This window comes from Extensimonas soli, from assembly GCF_029211265.1.
GTDB classification, from domain to species: Bacteria; Pseudomonadota; Gammaproteobacteria; order Burkholderiales; family Burkholderiaceae_C; genus Extensimonas; species Extensimonas soli.
On sequence record NZ_JARGEL010000013.1, the window covers coordinates 224,154 to 238,908 of the forward strand.

The following is a 14,755-nucleotide window of genomic DNA, read 5'->3' on the forward strand; positions in this document are numbered from 1 at the left end:
AACCGATTCTGCGCATGGCGGTGTGGCTGCATCTGCGCACGCTATGGATGCAATAGCTTCAGACGATTGCTACGAAAGCGTCTGGCGCCCTGTTTTTACCAGGCTCGCGGAGCATCTGCGCGCGCATGCCGTGCCAGAAGCGCGCACCGTGGTGCTGCTGCCGTTTGCGCAGCTGCTGCCGTGGGCGCAGCGCTTTTGGGCGCGTTGGCAGCCCGAGGGCTTTGCGCCGCGCTTTGCGACCACGCGCAGCTGGGCGCGCACGCTCGCGGCCTGGGTGCCGGCGGCGGGCGATTTCACTGGCGAAGCGGCGCGCGACGTCTTGACCGCGCGCAGCCTGCTCGAGCGCGCGGGGTTGGGATCTGAGCGCGCGCTGCTGGCCGCGCCGCTGCAGGAGGCCGCCGCGCAGCTCGCTCCGGCCGTCGCTGCCGTGCCGCCGCCACAACGCGCTGCCTGGGGCGAGCACGCGCGCAGCCTGTTACCCACGCCGGAGGCCAGTCAACCCTTGCGCTATGAGGCCGCCGTGGCGCGCATCGCGCTCGAGTGGGTGCTGGCCTCGTCGCATCCCACCGACGTGCTGTTCACGCCCGCGGTGCGCGCGGTGGCGGATGCGCTCGTGCTGCTCGAAGGCCTGCAGCCCGACCCTTTGGCGCAGGCATTGTGTGCATATTGGAATGACTCTGGTGGCACGCCCGCGCTCGTGCTGCAACTACAAAAAGAGGAGCTTTTGCGCGCCACTGACGACGCCAAGCCGCGCATCGCCGTGCACGCCGCGAGCGACGGCGAGGACGAGGCCCAGCGCGCGGCCGCCTGCGTGCTCGCGCGGCTAGGAGCCTGTCGGACTTTGGGCGTCGATAGCGAGAATGCGCCGCAGCCGACGATTCCAAAGTCCGAAAGGCTCCTGGTGCAAGGGCGCACGCGCGTGGCGCTGGGCGCGATCGACCGCGCGCTCACGCGCCGCATTCGCGCGCAGCTCGAGGGCGCGGGCGTGGCCGTGCGCGACGAGACGGGCTGGACGCTTTCCACCACGCGCGCCGCGGCGCAGACCATGGCGTTGCTGCAGGCCTGCGCGTGGGACGCGGCGAGCGACGCCGTGCTCGACGCGCTCAAGCAGGCGTCGGCGGTCGATGGCGCCACGCGCGATGCGTTCGAACGTATCTTGCGCGCCGACCCCGCGCCGCGCTGGCGCAGCGTGGTCGCGCGCGACTGGAGCGAGCTGCCGCCGCAGGCAGAGCTCGTCGCTGCGGTGGAGCGCTGGCGCGCGCGCCTGCACGCGGCGCGGCCGCTCGCGGACTGGCTGCGTGCGCTGCGCGAGTTGCTGCAGGCCAGCGGCCTGTGGGCGCCGTTCGAAGGCGATGCGGCGGGCGCGCTCGTGCTGCAGGCGCTGCGCTTGCACGAAGCGCTGCAGTTGGGCATGGACGACTGGGACGGCGCGGCGCAGCGCCTCACGCTGGCCGAATTCACGCGCTGGGCCGACGCCGTGCTCGAGGCCGCACGCTATGTGCCGCCGGCCCCCGAGGATGCGCGCGTGGTGGTGCTGCCGCTCGCGCAGCTGCTCGCGCGCCCCTTCGATGCGCTGGTGCTGCCCGGCTGCGACGAAAAACGCCTGCCGGCCGCGCCCGAGCCCCTGGGCCCATGGAGCGAGGCGCAGCGCAGCGCTTGGGGCCTGCCCACGCGCGCGCAGCTCGCGGCCGCACAGCGCGCCGCCTGGCGCACTGCCATGCAGCTGCCAGCGGCGGACCTGCTCTGGCGCAGCAGCGACGAGGGCGGCGAGCCACTGTTGCCCAGCCCTTTGCTGCAGGCTTTGCAATGCGACGGGGTGACTGAGCCAGGCGTGGACGCGCGCTGCGCCCGCGAGGTCTGCGCCGCGCCCACGCTGCGGCCCGCGCCCAGCGCCGCGCCGCTGCCCGTGCGCAAGCTTTCTGCGAGCATGTACGCCGACCTGCGCGCCTGCCCGTACCGCTTTTTTGCGCTGCGCCAGCTCGGTGTGCAGGAGGTGGGCGAGCTCGAAGCCGAGATCGACAAGCGCGATTTCGGCAGCTGGCTGCACCTCGTGCTGCAGCATTTTCACGAGCGGCTGCGTGATGCGCCTGCGTCCGATACGACCGTGCGCATGGATTTGCTTGACGCCGCGGCGCAGAGCGCGACGGCGCAACTGGGGTTGGACGCGGGCGGCTTTCTGCCCTTTGCCGCGACCTGGCCGCAGCTGCGCGCCGGCTATCTGCGCTGGCTCGCGCAGCACGAGGAACAGGGCGCGGTGTTTTTGCAGGCCGAGCTTGCGCTCGAACAGGCACTTGACGAGTGGCGCCTCGTGGGCAAGCTCGACCGCGTCGATGAAGTGGCCGAATCGCATGAATCCCCTGAAGCGCCTGAAGTTCCAGAAGGCGCGCATATTCCCTTCGTGATCGACTACAAAACCGAGAGCGCAACCAAGACCAGGCAGCGCATCGCGGACGGTGCCGAGGACACGCAGCTCGCGTTTTACGCCGCCTTGCTCGGCGCCGAACGCCTGCGCGCGGCCTATGTGAACGTGGGCGAGCGCGGCGAAACCGCGACCTACGAGCAACAAGACGTGCTCGCGCTGCGCACGCTGCTGCGCGCCGGCATCCGCAGCGACCTGGGCCGCATCGCCGCCGGGGCGCCGCTGCCCGCCCTGGGCGAAGGCCCGGTGTGCGACTTTTGCGCCGCGCGCGGCCTGTGCCGCAAGGATTTTTGGCAATAACGAGCAAGCCGACCGAGATGGAACCTTCCGACAAAGAGGCGGATGCAGATACGTTGCTGCCCGAACAAGCCGCCTACGAACACAATGGCCGCCACGTCGAACGCGCCGAGTTTTACGCCATCGCCTGCGACCCGCGGCGCAGCGTGGCCGTGGAAGCCTGCGCGGGCGCGGGCAAGACCTGGATGCTGGTCTCGCGCATGCTGCGCGCCCTGCTCGAAGGCTGCGCGCCGCACGAAATCCTGGCCATCACCTTTACCAAAAAGGCCGCGGGCGAAATGCGCCAGCGCCTGCAAGAATGGCTGCAACAGTTCGCGCAACTGCCGCCCGAGGCGCTCGCGCAGGAGCTGATTCACAGGGGTTTGAGCCCGCAGGCCGCATCCAATCAGCGTGAGCAGCTACGCAATTTATACCGGCAAGTGCTCGAGAGCGCGCGCCCCGTGCAGATTCGCACCTTCCACAGCTGGTTTGCCGCGCTTCTGGGCACGGCGCCACTCGCGGTGCTGCAGGAGCACGGCCTGCCAGCGCACTTCGAGCTGCTCGAAGACGACGCGCAGGCCGTGCGCGAGGTCTGGCAGCCTTTTCTGCAGGCCGTCGCCGCGGACGCGGCGCTGCGTGCCGACTATGAAGCCGTGGTGGTCACGCATGGGCGCACACAGACGCACAAGGCGCTCGCCGCGGTGCTGGCCAAACGCGTGGAATTCGACCTGGCCGACGCCGCCGGCGTGGTCGCGGCATCGGTGCCGCATTTCGCGCAGATGTTTGCCCCATTGCAGGCGTTCGAAGAACCCGCGCAGGCGCTCGCGCAACCCGAGGCACTTGCGCGCTGGCAGGCGTGGGCGAAAGCGCTTGCCGTAGAGCGCAACAAGACGCCGCAAAAAGCCGCCGCCGCGATCGTCGATGCCTTGGCCTGCGCAGACCTCGATGCGCGGCTGGAGAGGTTGCGCAAGGCGCTTTTCGTGGCGAGTTCCGACCGGCTGACAAACCACTTGCAAAAATTTGCTGCGGCGCAAGAAGCCGAGGCCGAATTGCAAGTGCTTTTGCGCGCGCGCCGCCAGCATGCGGCCTGGCTGCACCAGCAGCGCATGGCGCGGCTCACACGCGGCCTGCTTGCGCAGTTTGCCGCGCTCAAGCGCGCGCGCGGCTGGGTGGACATGAACGACGTCGAGCGCATGGCGCAGCGCATGCTCGCCGACCCCGTGCTCAGCGGCTGGGTGCAGGAGCGCCTGGACGCGCGCGTGCGCCACCTGCTCATCGACGAGTTCCAGGACACCAACCCGCTGCAGTGGCAGGCGCTGCACGCCTGGCTTTCGGGCTACGCGGGCGCGGGCGGCGGTGCGGCGCCCAGCGTGTTCATCGTGGGCGACCCCAAGCAGAGCATCTACCGCTTTCGCCGCGCCGAGCCGCAGGTGTTCGTCGCGGCGCAGGACTTTGTGCGCACGGCGCTGGGCGGCGACTTGCTCAGCTGCGACCACACGCGGCGCAACGCGCGGCGCGTGCTCGCCGCCGTGAACCAGGTCATGCAGGCCGCGCAGGTGCAGGGCCACACGAGCGGCTTTCGCGCGCACAGCACCGAGTCGCGCGACGCGGGCCGGCTGCTGCGCCTGCCGCCGATCACAGCCACGGCCGCCGAAGCGAGCGACATGCAGGAGGGCATCGACGCCGGGGAGGGCAGCGTGAATGGTGCCGAGGGCGCCGGCGAAAGCGGCATCCGAAGCGGCATGCAAAGCAGCGCCGAGGGTCAGGCCGCACTGCCCGCGTCTGCGCAGGCCCCGGCGCAAGCACAAGCCCCGCTCCAGCCAGAATGGCGCGACAGCCTCACGACGCCGCGCCACACGCCCGAGGAAAGCCTGCGCCTGCGCGAATGTGCCCAGGCCGCGCAGTGGGTGGCGGCGCACATCGCCAGCGGCACGCCGCCGCGCGAAGTGCTGGTGCTCGCGCAAAAGCGCGACCGCCTCGCGCTCATGGAAGAAGCGCTGCGCGCGCTGCACATCCCTTGCGTGCAGCCCGAGAAGGCCGACCTCTACGACGCCCCCGCGGTGCAGGACATGGTGGCGCTGCTCGACGCGCTGGTCTCGCCGGGCAACGACCTGGCGCTCGCGCGTGCGCTCAAGTCACCCCTGTTCGGCTTGGCGGACGCACAGCTCGTGCAGCTCGCGTGTTTGCGCCGCGCTTGTGCGCAGCCGGCAAGCTGGTTCGAGATTATTCAAAAAGAGGAGCTGCTCACGCAGGATGGAAGGGCGCTGGCACCCATTTTGATGCAATACCAGGGCTGGGTGCGCAGCCTGCCGCCGCACGACGCGCTGCACGCCATCTACACGCACGGCGACGTGCTTGCGCGCTTTGCCGCGGCCGCGCCTGCGGTGCAGCGGCAGCTCGTGCAGGCGCAGTTGCGTGCGCTGCTCGGCGCCGCCTTGCAGCACGCGGGCGGGCGTTACCTCACGCCCTACGCCTTCGTGCGCGCCATGAAAAAAGGCGGCGTGCCCGCGCCCTTGCGCGCCGATCTGCAGGCCGTGCGCCTGCTCACGGTGCACGGCGCCAAGGGGCTGGAGGCCGACTGCGTGCTGCTGCTGGACTGCGACGCACCCGCGCAAAAGGCCGAGAGCATGGGCGTGCTGATCGACTGGCCCGGCGCGCAGGCCGTGCCGCGCCGCCTCATCTTTCTGGCCAAGGAGTCCGAGCCGCCGCCGAGCGCCCAAGACACGCTCGCCGCCGAACTGCAGGCGCGCCTGCGCGAAGAGCGCAACAAGCTCTACGTCGCGATGACGCGCGCACGCCACTGCCTCGTGCTCTCGGCCACGCAAACCAGCCGCAGCGCGGCCGACAGCTGGTGGCAGCAGATCGGCGCCGCGGCGGGCGGTTTGCTCGAAGATGTGGCGCTGGAGGCTGCGGCTGCGTCCGGTGTCGCCCCGTCGTCCGTGGCTGCGGTGTCGGTGGCTCCGGTGTCGGCCGCTGCTCCGTTGCCCGACGACGCCCAGCGCCAGAGCGCCGCCGCCAGGCAGGCAGCGTCTGAGATGCTGCTGCCGGGTGCTGCCGAAAGCCAGACTTTCGTGCTGCCGGAACTGCCCGTCTTTGTCCAGGCTGAGCCTGCGCGCGTGGCCGCCGGGGCCGCCGGGGCTGGCGCCGTGTCAGGCCCAGCTTCCAGCGCCGCCCGCGATCCCGCGCAGGGGACGGACGGTGCCGCCGCGGATGATCCCGCCGCGCGCCTGGGCAACGCCATGCACGAACTGCTCGAACAGGCCGGCGTCGCAAGCATGCCGCAGCTGCAGACCTGGCGCCGCGCGGGTTGGCCCGCGGCGCGGCTCGCGCTGCTCGCGCAAACGCACGGCCTGAGCCTTGCCGCCGCCACGCAGGCGGCCGCGTTCGCGCAACGCATCCTCGCGGGCGAAGGCGCCTGGGCCTGGGAGCCAGTCTGCATCGCGCAGGCCGCGAACGAGGTGCCGCTGCACTACCAGGGCCAGAGCCTGCGCCTGGATCGCCTCGTCTATCGCCACAGCCCGGCCGAACTCGCGGGCTGGTGGGTGCTCGACTACAAAAGCGCCGCCGCACCCGAGCAGCAGCCCGAGTTGCTCGCACAATTGCAGCGCTACCGCGCGGCAGTGCAAGCCTTCATGGCACCAACGAGCGCTGCGCCCGTGTACGCGGCTTTTCTCAGCGGGGACGGGCGCGTGGTGGTGGTGTCCGACAGCGGGCGCCCATGAAGGCGCGCGTTGCGTGGGGAGTGGCAAACGCCGCTTGAGAAGTTGGCAGCCCGCCTCACCAGCGCCGCACCGGCCCCGTGTCCAGGTGCACGAACTGCTCGCTCGGGTAAAAGCCCACGCCGCCCTGGCGCAGCGAGAGCGCGGCGTCGCGCAGCTCGGTGAGCGGCACGCCTGGCAGACGCACGTCGATGGCCTTGCCGACCATGTGCAGGCTGTGCTTGGCCACGCCGCCGCTGCGCGTGTTGCGCAGGGTGTTGTTGGTGGCGGGGCTGCGGTAGCCCGAGATCACCTCGAAGGGCTGCTGTGTGCCAAGCTCCTGGCGCACCAGGTGCAGCAGGTTGAAGAGCTGCGGGTCCATGCTGCCGATGGCACCGCTGTAGTGGTCGCGCAGGAAGTGGTTCAGGCTGAACAGCGCCTCGGGCACGAACTGGTCGTCGATTGCATAGACCAGCGCCAGGCGCTCGCCGGTGTGCGTGTGGTGGAACGACAGCTGGCGCGCGTCCGGTACGCTGGCGAAGGCGCGCGGCGCCTGTGGCAACACGGCGCCGGCGAGCAGCCACTGGCCCAGGCCGAGGAGGCGGCGGCGCGTGGGGTGGCGGAGGATTTGGAGCGGTGACGGGGGCATGGCGGTTTCCTGAGCGAAAAGCGGGTTCTCCACGTTCTTTTTCTATGGCGCGATGTGCGGTACGGGCAGCGGCGCAGCGCGGCGTTGTTCAGTCTGTGCACGCAGTGCCTGGGCCAATAGGCGGTCGTGGCCATAAAGGTCGGCAAAGAAATATACCCGCCCTTGCTGAACCACCGTGGTGATGTAGGCAATCACCACGGGAATGGGCTCGGCCAGGCGGATGGTGCTGGACTTGCCCGCGGCCATGGCTTCGCGGATGCGTTCCTCGGGCCAAGCAGGGTCGTTTTGCAGCACGAAGCGCGCCAGTGCCACCGGGTCTTCGACGCGGATGCAGCCGTGGCTGAAGTCGCGCCGCGGGCGTGCGAACAATTGCGGCGCCGGCGTGTGGTGCAGGTAGATGTTGCTGTTGTTGGGAAAGATGAACTTGATGTCGCCCAGCGCGTTGCGCGGCCCGGGGCGCTGGCGGATGCGCATCTGGCCGCGCTGCACGGCGTCGAGGTGGGCTGCGGACAGCGTGGTGTGCACCTGGCCCTGGGCATCGACGAACTCGAAACCTTCGCGCGTGAAGTAGCCCGGGTCGCGGCGCAGACGCGGGATGGTTTCACCGCGTGCAATCGAGGGCGGGATGTTCCAGTAGGGGCTGAACTCGATGAAGCGCATGTCTTCGTCGAACAAGGGTGTGCGCGTGTTCAGCGCCTTGCCGATGATGACCTTCATGGCGAGCCGCAGCACCGTCTGGCTGCCTTGCTGCTCGTAGGCGCGCAGCATGAATTCGGGCACGTTCACGGCGATCATGCGCGGGCCGCGCAGCAACGGCGTCCAGCGCAGGCGTTCCATGGCCAGCGCGATCTGCTGCGCGCGCGCGGCGGGCGGCACGTTCAGCGCTTCCAGCGTGCCCTGGCCGATCACCCCGTCGGGCTCGAGCGCGTGGCGTTCCTGGAACAGTTTGACGCCGTTTTGCACGCTTTCGTCGTAGCGCGCGGGCACGGAGGTATCCGGCGGCAGGTCGCCCAGGGCCACGAGGCGCAGCACGAGCAGCGGCAGGCCGGGCCACTCCTGGCCCAGCTCGAGCTTGAGAGGGCGGCTGGCCTTGCGCGCCGCAACTTTCGCCGTGGTCTTGGTCGCCGTGGCTGCCGCAGGGGCCGGCAAAGGCGGCAGCGGCGCGGCCCAGGCGGGGTGCGCGCCGAGCGCGCGGTACTGCGCGAGCGCGTTGCGCAGCTGGGCATATTGCGGCAGTTGCGGCGCCGCCGCGCGCACGCCGGCCTGCAATGTGGGCGCAGCGAGCGCCTGCTGCAGCAGTTGCGCCGGGTCGCTGCGCGTGGGGGCGGGCAGGCTGTAGTCCTGGTGCACGGCACGCGGATCGACGCGGCCCGAGTGCAGGTCGCTCAGGTAGCGCTGCAGTGCGGCGCTGAGTGCGTCTTCGAGCTGCCGCGCCGTGGCCTCATGCAGCACTGCGCCCTGCGCAGCGGTGCTGATGGCCTGCGCAAGTGCCGTGGCGCTGTAATCCTCAGGCTTCAGCCCTTCGCTCGCGGCGTCGGCAAGAATTTCCACGGCCTCGTGGGCGCGCGCGGTGGGGCGACCCTCGGTCAACCACGGCGCAGCCTGCGTAGGGAGGCTGCAGGCCCAGAGCCACAGGGCCAGCAGCGCAAACTGCCAGCCGCCATGCCGGCTTACGGGCCCTTTGCAAAACAAGGACTTGCGCCGAGAGGAATCGGAGAACTGGCTGGAGGGGTGATGCATGAGGCAGCGAGGGGCTGGAGCCGCAGCGATGGCAAAAGCCTTGCGCTGGGGGAAAAGCGCCTGGCGCATGGAAAACCGAACCTGCGCACGCAAAGGGCGCAAGGCGGAAAAAAGGAAAGGAAGAAAGGTGACGAGCCTGACCCCGGCACTGGCTCCACGGTGAGGGCTGCTTGGTTCCCCACCTGACCCGGTTGGCCGCTTCACCATGCGAGGAGGCCCGTCGCCGGCGATTGTAGCCTGCCCGTAGAATCGGCCGCATGTCCTACGTCGTGCTCGCCCGCAAGTACCGCCCGCGCAACTTTTCTGAAATGGTGGGGCAGGAGCACGTGGTGCAGGCCCTGAGCAACGCGCTCACGCAGCAGCGCCTGCACCACGCCTACCTGTTCACGGGCACGCGCGGCGTGGGTAAGACCACGGTGTCGCGCATTCTGGCCAAGTCGCTCAACTGCCAGGGGCCCGACGGGCAGGGCGGCATCACGGCCAGTCCGTGCGGCGTGTGTGCGGCCTGCACGGCGATCGACAGCGGCCGCTTCGTCGATTACACCGAACTCGACGCGGCCTCGAACCGCGGCGTCGAGGAGGTGCAGGCGCTGCTCGAGCAAGCCGTTTACAAGCCGGTGCAGGGGCGCTTCAAGGTCTTCATGATCGACGAAGTGCACATGCTCACGAACACGGCCTTCAACGCCATGCTCAAGACGCTGGAGGAGCCGCCCGAGTACCTCAAGTTCGTGCTCGCCACCACCGATCCGCAAAAAGTGCCCGTCACGGTGCTCTCGCGCTGCCTGCAGTTCAACCTGCGGCCCATGGCGCCCGAGACGGTGCAGGGCCACCTCGCGCAGGTGCTCGCCGCAGAAAACGTGCCCGCCGAGCCGCAGGCGCTGCGCTTGATTGCGCGCGCCGCGCGCGGCTCCATGCGCGACGCGCTCTCGCTGACCGACCAGGCGATCGCCTACGGCAGCGGGCAGCTGCAGGAAGCCGCGGTGCGCCAGATGCTGGGCAGCGTCGATCGCAGCTACGTCTTTCGCCTGATCGATGCGCTGGCGCAGGGCGATGGCCGCGCGGTGGTGGAGACGTCCGAGGCGCTGCGCCTGCATGGCCTCTCGGCCGCTTCCACCCTCGAAGAAATGAGCGCCGTGCTGCAGCGCATGGCGGTGCTGCAGGCCGTGCCGCAAATGGCCGCCGCGGTCGATGCGCAAGACCCCGAGGCTGTCGAAACAGCGCGCCTGGCCGCGCTGCTGCCCGCCGACGAAACCCAGCTGCTCTACAGCCTGTGCCTGCACGGCCGCGCCGAGTTGGGCCTCGCGCCCGACGAATACGCCGCGCTCACCATGGTGCTGCTGCGCCTGCTGGCCTTCAAACCGGCGGGCGGCGCTGGCGGTGCAGCCCACGCGGAAAAAAAAACACTGACGCCGCCTGAAACCGCCGCGCGCGCGCCTGCCGCAGCGGTACCCATGGCGCCGCCTGCTGTGCAAAAACTAGCAGCCTGTCGGACTTTGGACGTCGAAAGCGAGAATGTGCCCCAGCGAGGCCAGTTTTTGCCGGATTCGCCGCCCCATAGCGGGACTATGGGGCAAGAAGACGGTAAAAAATGGGCCGCTGCGGCACATTCGCAGCCGACGATTCCAAAGTCCGACAGGCTGCTAGAGCAAAAAGAGGCTCTAACGCCCGTCCCACAAGCGCAAGAAGCTACGGATTCAGTAGCTTCTGAGGCATTGACGCAAGGTGTCGCTGAAACACCTGCCGACAATGCCCCAGCGGAGCCTGCGGCGCTTCCCGATATAGGGCAAAAAACGCCTCTAAGGCAGACAGATAAAGCGCAAGCAGCTTCTGCTGTCATAGCGATTCCGGTGCGCCAAATGGCGGAGCCGGTGAGCTCGCGCTTGCAGCCGAGGGTGCCGACTGCCTCGGCAGCGGTGTCCGAAGCCGTGCCCACGTATGTGCACACCGTTGCCGGCGTCGCCAACGATGCCGCTGCCGCCCCCGCGCCGGCCGTGGCGGGTGCGCGAGGCGTGGCGGGCGAAGGAGGCGAAGACGGCGACATCTGGCACGCCGCGGTGCAGCAGCTCGTGGCCAGCGAGGCCGTCAGTGCGCTCGTGCGCGAGCTGGCCTTGCAGGCGCAACTCGTGGCGCGCGACGGCCGCCATTGGCATTTGCGTGTGGAGCGCGAGGCGCTGAACCAGCCCACGGCGCGCGAGCGCCTGCGCAGCGCGCTCGAGGCCGCGGGCTACGCCAGCCAGATCAGTGTGGAAGTCGGCCTGGTCACGGACAGCCCGGCGCGCCGCAACGCCGCCGCCGCGAGTGCACGCCAGCGCGAGGCCGAAGAAATCGTCATGGGCGACCCTTACGTGCAGACGCTGCAGCGCGAGTTCGGCGCGAAAATCGTGCCCGGCAGCATCCGGCCAGACTGAAGGCCGCCGCGATCCATCTTTCTTCTATTTCTCATTCGCAAAGGAAATTTCATGTTCAACAAAGGACAGCTCGCCGGCCTCATGAAGCAGGCCCAGGCCATGCAGGACAACCTCAAGAAAGCGCAGGAAGAGCTCGCGCTGATCGAAGTCGAGGGCGAATCGGGCGCGGGCCTGGTCAAGGTGCTCATGACCTGCAAGCACGACGTCAAACGCATCACCATAGACCCGAGTCTGCTCGCCGAAGACAAGGACATGCTCGAAGACCTGGTGGCCGCAGCCTTCAACGCCGCCGTGCGCAAGGCCGAAGAGACCTCCTCCGAAAAAATGGGCAAGCTCACCGCCGGACTGCCCGGTGGGATGAAGTTCCCGTTTTAAAGTTTTCATAGCTGCAAGTGCACACCAAATCTGCCTCTGCGCAAGTTTTCTTCTGATTTTTTGTAGCTCGGATGACCCAGTCCCATGCGCTCGATGCGCTGATCCAGGCGCTGCGGCGCCTGCCGGGCGTGGGCGTGAAGTCGGCCACGCGCATGGCTTTTCACCTGCTGCAGCATGACCGCGCAGGCGCCCAGCAGCTTGCGCGCGCGCTCGAAGACGCGGTGCGCTCGGTGCACCACTGCGCGCGCTGCCACACCTTTACCGAGGCCGAGGTCTGCAGCACCTGCCTCGATCCGCAGCGCGACGCCACGCGGCTGTGCGTGGTCGAGACGCCGGCCGACCAGGCGGCGCTCGAGCGCACCGGGGCGTTTCGCGGACGCTACTTCGTGCTGCTCGGGCGGCTCAGCCCGCTCGACGGCGTGGGGCCGCAGGACATCGGCCTGCAGGAGCTGATCGCGCGCGCGAGCGACGGCGTGGTGCAGGAAGTGATCCTTGCCACGAGCTTTACCGCCGAGGGCGAGGCCACGGCGCATGTGCTCAGCGAGGCGCTACAGCGCCGCGGCGTGCGCGTCACGCGCCTGGCGCGCGGCGTGCCCGTGGGCAGCGAGCTCGAATACGTGGACCTGGGCACCATCGCACACGCGCTTGCCGACCGGCGCTGAGGGTGTGCCGCCTCTTGCGCCGTTCGTTCTTCCCCATGGCGCCCTGGCCCTGCGTGGGCGTGTGGCTTCTGGCAACATCGCCATCCCCGCAATGACACCCACGGAGGAGAACATGCCAACGACAACCCATTTCACCCTGGCCTATTGGTGCGTGCTGATCGCGGCGCTGCTGCCGCTGGTCTGCGTCACGCTGGCGAAAAAAGGCGGCTTTGGCCGCGCGCCGCAAGCGGGCGGTTACGACAACCACGCCCCGCGCGAATGGCTCGCGCGCCAGCAGGGCGCGGCCGCACGCGCCAACGCCGCGCAGGCCAATAGCTTCGAGGCGCTGCCGTTTTTTCTTGGCGCGGTCATCATCGCGCACCAGCTCGGCGCGCGCCAGGGTTTGGTCGATGCGCTGGCGCTCGCCTTCATCGTGCTGCGCGTCATTTATATCTGGCTTTATGTGGCCGACAAGGCCATGGCGCGCAGTGCCGTGTGGACGCTGGCGCTCGCCGTGAACATCGCGATCCTGTTCAGCGGCTACCGTTGAGCCGCCGGCGCTCAAGCATCTTCGGACTCCAGCCCGCCGGGCCGCGTCTGCAGGCGCGCGTAGAGGCCGCCGCGCGCCATCAGTTCTGCGTGCGTGCCCTGTTCGACGACCCGGCCCCGGTCCATCACGATGAGGCGGTCGGCGTGCTCTATGGTCGAGAGGCGGTGCGCGATCACCAGCGTGGTGCGCCCTTGCATCAGGCGCTGCAGGGCTTCTTGCACCAGGCGCTCGGATTCGGTGTCGAGCGCCGAGGTCGCCTCGTCGAGGATCAGGATGGGTGCGTCCTTGTAAAGCGCGCGCGCAATCGCGAGCCGCTGGCGCTGCCCGCCCGAGAGCTGCGTGGCGTTGTGCCCGACCCGCGTGTGCATGCCTTGCGGCAGCGCGGCCACGTAGTCGCCGAGGTTGGCCGCGGCCAGGCACGCCTGCACGCGCTGCTCGTCCACCTCCTGCCCGAGCGCGACGTTGGCGGCGATGCTGTCGTTGAACATCACCACGTCCTGGCTCACCATAGCAAACTGCGCGCGCAGCGCGTCCAGGCGCCACTCGGGCAGTGCGTGGCCGTCGAGCAGCACCTGCCCCGAAGTCGGATCGAGGAAGCGCGGCAGCAGGTTCACGAGCGTGGTCTTGCCCGCACCCGAGGGGCCGACCAGCGCCACCACTTCGCCCGGCTGCACGCTCAGGCTCACGTGCTCGAGCGCAGGCGCGCGCTCGGGGTCGAAGCGCACGCTCACATCGCGCAGCGTAATCGCGCCCCGCACGCGCGGCGTGGCGTAGCTGCCGCCGCTTTCGGCGCCGGCCTCGTCGAGCAGCGCAAGCCCGCGCTCGAGCGCCGCCACGCCGCGCGTGATCGGGCTCGTGATGTCGGCCATGCGCCGGATCGGCGCGATCAGCATCAGCATGGCCGCGATGAAGGCCACGAACCCGCCCACGGTCACTTCGCGGTTCGCTATGGCGCCCTGGCTTTGCCACAGCGCGATGCAGATCACTGCCGACAGCGCCACTGCGGCCAGCAGCTGCGTGAGCGGCGTCGTCGCCGCCGAGGCAATGGTGGACTTGATCGCGAGCTGGCGCAGGCGCTGGCTCAGGTGCGCAAAGCGCTTGGCCTGGCCGGCCTGCGCGCCGTGCAGGCGCACCATGCGGTGCGCGAGCACGTTTTCCTCGACCACGTAGGCGAGCTCGTCGGTCGCTTCCTGGCTGCTCTTGGTCAGGCGATAGACGCGGCCCGAGAGCGTCTTCATGATCCAGCCCACGCCCGGCACCATCACGGCCACGATCAGCGTGAGCTGCCAGTTCAGATAAATCAGGTAGCCCAGCAGCGCCACCAGCGTGAAGCCGTCGCGCGAAATGCCGAGCAGCGCCTGCACCAGCAGCATCGCGCCTGTCTGCACCTCATAGACCACGGCGTTCGAGAGCGCGCTCGCCGTCTTGCGCGAAAACAGCGCCATGTCCGCGACCAGGATGCGCTCGAACAGGCGTTGGCGCAGCTTCTGCATGCCGTCGTTGGCGATGCGCGCGAGCGCATATTGGCCGGCGAACTGCGCGAGCCCGCGGATGAAGAAAATGCCCACGATGGCCACGGGCACCGTCCATAGCGGCAAGTCGCGCTCGGTAAAGCCGTGGTCCAGCAGCGGCTTGAGCAGTGCCGGGATCAAGGGCTCGGTCGCCGCGCCGGCAATGGTGGCCGCAAAGGCCACGATCCAGGCCAGGCGCTGGTTGCCGAAGTAGGGCGAGAGCCGCGCCAGCCGCGCGCGCAGGCCGGTCTCGGGCGCCGAGGATGGGGCCGGGGTGGGCGCAGGCGGCGCACCAGCACCCTCCTGCGCTGCGTTTTGGGATGGGGAACTTTGCATGGCGCGCGGATTCTACGGTTCAGTCAAGCAGATTGTCAGACTTTGGGTGGCGATGCTCTTCTCGAAGAGCGGCACCTTCGCCGCCGGCGACCCCAACGTCTGACTGGCTTTGGGTGCTATGGTTTTGCACACCGTTTGTCACGCCCGCGGCG

9 protein-coding genes and 1 other RNA gene are annotated in these 14,755 nt (G+C 69.2%); 6 read left to right on the forward strand and 4 right to left on the reverse strand.

What is annotated here, in order from left to right; genetic code table 11:
* Positions 1–43: 43 nt before the first annotated feature.
* A complete protein-coding gene (locus PYV55_RS05150; RefSeq protein WP_407066766.1) occupies positions 44–2,719 on the forward strand; it encodes a PD-(D/E)XK nuclease family protein in 2,676 nt (891 codons plus the stop codon).
* Between the two features lie 17 nt (positions 2,720–2,736).
* Complete coding sequence (locus PYV55_RS05155; RefSeq protein ID WP_275849614.1) at positions 2,737–6,417, forward strand: UvrD-helicase domain-containing protein; 3,681 nt, start codon at positions 2,737–2,739, stop codon at positions 6,415–6,417.
* A gap of 55 nt (positions 6,418–6,472) precedes the next feature.
* On the opposite strand, the gene mepK is transcribed toward PYV55_RS05155, so the two are convergent.
* From mepK to ffs, 3 genes are all read right to left on the reverse strand, one after another.
* Positions 6,473–7,042: a peptidoglycan L,D-endopeptidase MepK gene (mepK, locus tag PYV55_RS05160; RefSeq protein WP_275849615.1), complete on the reverse strand. Its 570-nt coding sequence runs from the start codon at positions 7,040–7,042 to the stop codon at positions 6,473–6,475.
* A 42-nt stretch (positions 7,043–7,084) separates the two neighbouring features.
* On the reverse strand, positions 7,085–8,782 hold the full coding sequence (locus PYV55_RS05165; protein ID WP_275849616.1) for a L,D-transpeptidase family protein: 1,698 nt from the start codon (positions 8,780–8,782) through the stop codon (positions 7,085–7,087).
* A 126-nt stretch (positions 8,783–8,908) separates the two neighbouring features.
* Positions 8,909–9,004: signal recognition particle sRNA small type (gene ffs / locus PYV55_RS05170), an RNA gene on the reverse strand.
* Positions 9,005–9,039: 35 nt separating this feature from the next.
* Between ffs and dnaX the strand changes: the two genes are divergently transcribed.
* The 4 genes from dnaX (at position 9,040) to PYV55_RS05190 (ending at position 12,756) form a co-directional block, all read left to right on the forward strand.
* The gene (dnaX, locus tag PYV55_RS05175) at positions 9,040–11,190 is read left to right on the forward strand and encodes a DNA polymerase III subunit gamma/tau (RefSeq protein ID WP_275849617.1); all 2,151 of its coding nucleotides are present in this window, start codon (positions 9,040–9,042) and stop codon (positions 11,188–11,190) included.
* 51 nt (positions 11,191–11,241) lie between these two features.
* The gene (locus PYV55_RS05180; protein ID WP_275849618.1) at positions 11,242–11,565 is read left to right on the forward strand and encodes a YbaB/EbfC family nucleoid-associated protein; all 324 of its coding nucleotides are present in this window, start codon (positions 11,242–11,244) and stop codon (positions 11,563–11,565) included.
* Positions 11,566–11,636: 71 nt separating this feature from the next.
* Positions 11,637–12,227 (forward strand): recombination mediator RecR, encoded by a 591-nt coding sequence (recR, locus tag PYV55_RS05185; RefSeq protein ID WP_275849619.1) that lies wholly within the window; start codon positions 11,637–11,639, stop codon positions 12,225–12,227.
* A gap of 112 nt (positions 12,228–12,339) precedes the next feature.
* Positions 12,340–12,756: an MAPEG family protein gene (locus PYV55_RS05190; RefSeq protein ID WP_275849620.1), complete on the forward strand. Its 417-nt coding sequence runs from the start codon at positions 12,340–12,342 to the stop codon at positions 12,754–12,756.
* A gap of 11 nt (positions 12,757–12,767) precedes the next feature.
* On the opposite strand, the gene msbA is transcribed toward PYV55_RS05190, so the two are convergent.
* On the reverse strand, positions 12,768–14,603 hold the full coding sequence (msbA, locus tag PYV55_RS05195; protein WP_275849621.1) for a lipid A export permease/ATP-binding protein MsbA: 1,836 nt from the start codon (positions 14,601–14,603) through the stop codon (positions 12,768–12,770).
* Positions 14,604–14,755 lie beyond the last annotated feature (152 nt).

What these genes read in the sequence shown, in the direction of transcription:
- PYV55_RS05150 (WP_407066766.1), top strand. Translation starts at nt 44, where the DNA reads ATGGATGCAATAGCTTCAGACGATTGCTACGAAAGCGTCTGGCGCCCT.
- PYV55_RS05190 (WP_275849620.1), top strand. Translation starts at nt 12,340, where the DNA reads ATGCCAACGACAACCCATTTCACCCTGGCCTATTGGTGCGTGCTGATC.
- mepK (WP_275849615.1), bottom strand. Translation starts at nt 7,042, where the DNA reads ATGCCCCCGTCACCGCTCCAAATCCTCCGCCACCCCACGCGCCGCCGC.
- PYV55_RS05155 (WP_275849614.1), top strand. Translation starts at nt 2,737, where the DNA reads ATGGAACCTTCCGACAAAGAGGCGGATGCAGATACGTTGCTGCCCGAA.
- msbA (WP_275849621.1), bottom strand. Translation starts at nt 14,603, where the DNA reads ATGCAAAGTTCCCCATCCCAAAACGCAGCGCAGGAGGGTGCTGGTGCG.
- PYV55_RS05165 (WP_275849616.1), bottom strand. Translation starts at nt 8,782, where the DNA reads ATGCATCACCCCTCCAGCCAGTTCTCCGATTCCTCTCGGCGCAAGTCC.
- dnaX (WP_275849617.1), top strand. Translation starts at nt 9,040, where the DNA reads ATGTCCTACGTCGTGCTCGCCCGCAAGTACCGCCCGCGCAACTTTTCT.
- recR (WP_275849619.1), top strand. Translation starts at nt 11,637, where the DNA reads ATGACCCAGTCCCATGCGCTCGATGCGCTGATCCAGGCGCTGCGGCGC.
- PYV55_RS05180 (WP_275849618.1), top strand. Translation starts at nt 11,242, where the DNA reads ATGTTCAACAAAGGACAGCTCGCCGGCCTCATGAAGCAGGCCCAGGCC.